This is a genomic window from Bradyrhizobium sp. Leo170 (genome assembly GCF_004296405.1).
In the GTDB taxonomy this organism is placed as follows: Bacteria; Pseudomonadota; Alphaproteobacteria; order Rhizobiales; family Xanthobacteraceae; genus Bradyrhizobium.
In genome coordinates this window covers 1-3,023 of the sequence record NZ_PSRR01000568.1, presented here as the reverse complement: position 1 = coordinate 3,023, position 3,023 = coordinate 1, and the positions used below count along the sequence as shown (strand labels likewise).

Here is a 3,023-nt window from a genome sequence, read left to right as displayed (position 1 = left end):
GCCGCGCGCTGGTGGTATCGGCGGCACGCCAACTGGACACGGCGGCATCGTTGTAACCGACGCCGTCCCATCGCTGGTTACAGCTTTTGCGGCTTCCGCCAATTTGTCGATCACCATCTCGCACGGCCGGTTGACAAATATCTCTGCTCGGAAGCGAACCGCTGCCGGGCCGCCGCGCCGCCATACCTTCCGAACATCGTTGTCGTCGTCACGATGAGCCACCCTGACGAAGCCAAGCCCCTTGAGCGCCGAGCGGACGTCCTTCAAGGGCAGACGACGTTCTGAGGCGAATAACTGAACATCTGCTGCGGTAACGTAGCAGTCCTTGACGTCACCGAACGCGAACGCCAGCGCGTCTTCCGCCCCGGTGCGCTCACGTGCGGCGTCCTGATGCTTCCCGGCAGTCGCCCATAGTTCCTTGGGGATTCGGAAGTCTTCACCGTTGGCGTGCCATTGGGCCGCCTCTGCATAGAGTTGTTCGACGTTCTTGCGGATCCATTCGATATCGACTTCGCCGACAACACGCACCGGCAGCCATCGCCGATTACCAGTCTGCGACAGCAGCGGCGTGTCCTCGTTCGTGGTCGCGATGAAAATGTGCCGACGAAAGTGGTCGCTCGCCTCTTCCTTATATTTCAGCGTGGCGTTGTCGTTTTCCCTGCTCATGAAGGCTTTGAGCTTGGTGGTCTCGGTTTTCGACATTCCGTGCAATTCGGCCAATTCGATGATTTGCTTACCCTTCATCTGTGGGATGACGTCCTGCGGGCGGCTCCCTAGCTCCAACGAATCGATGAACCATTCCGACCGCAGTGCGAGCGCCTTGCATAGCGTCGACTTGGCTTTGCCTTCCGCGGAGATGAAAATCACGGTTTCGTCGTGCTTCGCGCCGGGCTCGCGCGCGCGCTTGACCAGGCCGCCGATGAGGTTCGCGCCAACCGCTCGATGGTAAGCGTCATCCGGACAGCCGACAGCCTGGATAGCCAGCCGTCGAGCCGTTTCACACCGTCCCATTTCAGCGCGTCGATGCTGTCCCGCAAAGAGTCGTAGCTGTCCTCACGCGCGATACGGTCAATGCTGGCGCGGAAGAAATCCCACGAGCAATTGAAATTGTGCGCGCTGGTGTGCGTGTCGAGCCAGAGGGCCTTGCGCTGATCCTCTGTCGTCCGTCGCCATTGGTAAATTGAGACGCCCTCCGACACCTCAATGGAATTGGTGAATTCATCGAAGCGCAAATCGACACCACGGAGTTTCAGAAAAATCCGGATATTGTCGAAGCTGGCGGGATCAGCTACGCCGCGGGAATTGGCGACGTATGAGCCCCGATTTCTGCCTTGCACTTCCCACATCAATCTTTGCTCGAAATGCTTCTTTGCGTTCGACAGGGCTTCGTCCGGAAGCGCACACTTTTTTGAGCGGATTAAGTCGCACAGTGCTTTGCAGGTGTCCGGGTACACCCATTCAAGAATGGCGATGATGTGTGCGACGCGATCGGCGCGGAATGTGCGCGGCTTTTGCGCCATGGTGGTGATGCGGCGAACGGCGGAATTGAGCTGGTGGAAAATCGCGGGGTAGCTTTCCTCGACCTGCGGCGGCATTTGCGGCGCACCATCGGGCCACCGCTCAACCGAGTACCATCCCTCGTTAAAATCATCGATCGGTCGCGCGGCCAAGCTGGCGATAGCGAGCGACGTTTGACCAACAAGGGCATTTGCCGGCGGGCCGTACAATTTCTGTCGACGAACTTCGTCGGTGCATTTCTTTTCTGGTTCGGTCACGGGAACCTTGCTCCAATAAGCATGTGCGAGTTTTTCAATTCGAGCCATCAGAAAATCGACCGCGCCACATTGCGGGTCGACCCTGCTTGCGGATTTCAGGTGGTCGAGCTGCGCCCATAGTGCGTCCCGCTCCGTCACTGCATCTTGCCAGGCTTGCCATTCGGCGCGAGCCGGCTCGAAAACCGGGAACGGCGGCAGCTCGGCATTATCGTCATCCTGCGCCGGATGGCGTTCCCAACGTGCTACACCGGCCAAATACGCGCGGCGGTGGGCTTCCAGCGCGAGTGCCGGGAGATCGTCTAAGATGAATTGACGGTTTGTCTCGCGATCGAAGTAGAGATGTTCGGTGCCGCGGTCGGGTATCACGCCGCGTTCGAAGATGCGCAGCGTCTTGGGTATCACCCGAACGAACATACGGTCGCCGCCTTCCCAATCATCCGGCCAAATCTCGACCGTGTTTTCTGTACCCGGGCGCCTTACGAGGACCGGCGGGCCGCCATCGTCAGGCCATACGGTCTCGTCGGGTTGTTGATCTTCGTGCAGTTCGACGCGTCCGAGGGCGAACTCATGATCATAGAAGATCAGGTGTTTTCCATCGATGTCGGCACTACGGGGATGGTAGTTCGCAAGCACAGTCAGACTCCTTCTCAGGTTGGAAGCCCGGACCAGAAATCTGATTGCAAAAACCGCGGAATGTGCTAAGGGTAAAAGCCGCCAAGCAATTTACCTACACGTCCGCGCCCCTGCGATCGATCCGATCCGGGGGCGTTTCGTTTATGCTGGGGCCGGCACGGGCGCCCCCATTGCTTCGGCTATCCGTTCCAGTGCGAAGCAATCAACTTCGACGCAGTGTGTCAGGCACGGTCCGCCGAAGTGTCCATCTTCGTTTCGAAAAAGTAAAAAGGACCTGGCGTCGCCGCTGGCTCTTTGGAATTGCATGAATATCCGACTGCCGTGATCGAAGAACTGGATCTTGGCAGTCGGATAGTGGTCGCCTTTCCACTCCGCGTAGGCACCGGCGCGCATGTCCTCGATTAGCAAGTCGATTGCTTCTCCGAAGGTCTCTGCCTTCGGGAATGTTAGCCCCTCGACACTTTCGACATAACCGGGCGGAAGATATCTGTCCGTGATCCGAAGTGCTGCCCTGGCGAATTTGACCGTCTCGATCGGGTCCGCAGCTTTGCGACCTGTCGACGGCGCCGCGCACATGGCGATGAACCAGTTAGCGATTTCCGTTGTCGTCGGTGA

Annotated in this window: 3 protein-coding genes; all 3 read right to left on the bottom strand. The window is 58.6% G+C overall.

Annotated features, from left to right (window positions below; all coding sequences use genetic code 11):
- On the bottom strand, positions 1-978 hold a 978-nt coding region (locus CWO89_RS42490), incomplete at its 3' end, for a VapE domain-containing protein (RefSeq protein WP_245476826.1).
- Positions 864-2,408 (bottom strand): hypothetical protein, encoded by a 1,545-nt coding sequence (locus CWO89_RS48610; protein ID WP_245476825.1) that lies wholly within the window; start codon positions 2,406-2,408, stop codon positions 864-866. The genes CWO89_RS42490 and CWO89_RS48610, both read right to left, overlap by 115 nt.
- Positions 2,409-2,549: 141 nt before the next feature.
- A partial coding sequence (locus CWO89_RS46555; protein WP_165421576.1) for a hypothetical protein occupies positions 2,550-3,023 on the bottom strand: 474 nt, incomplete at its 5' end.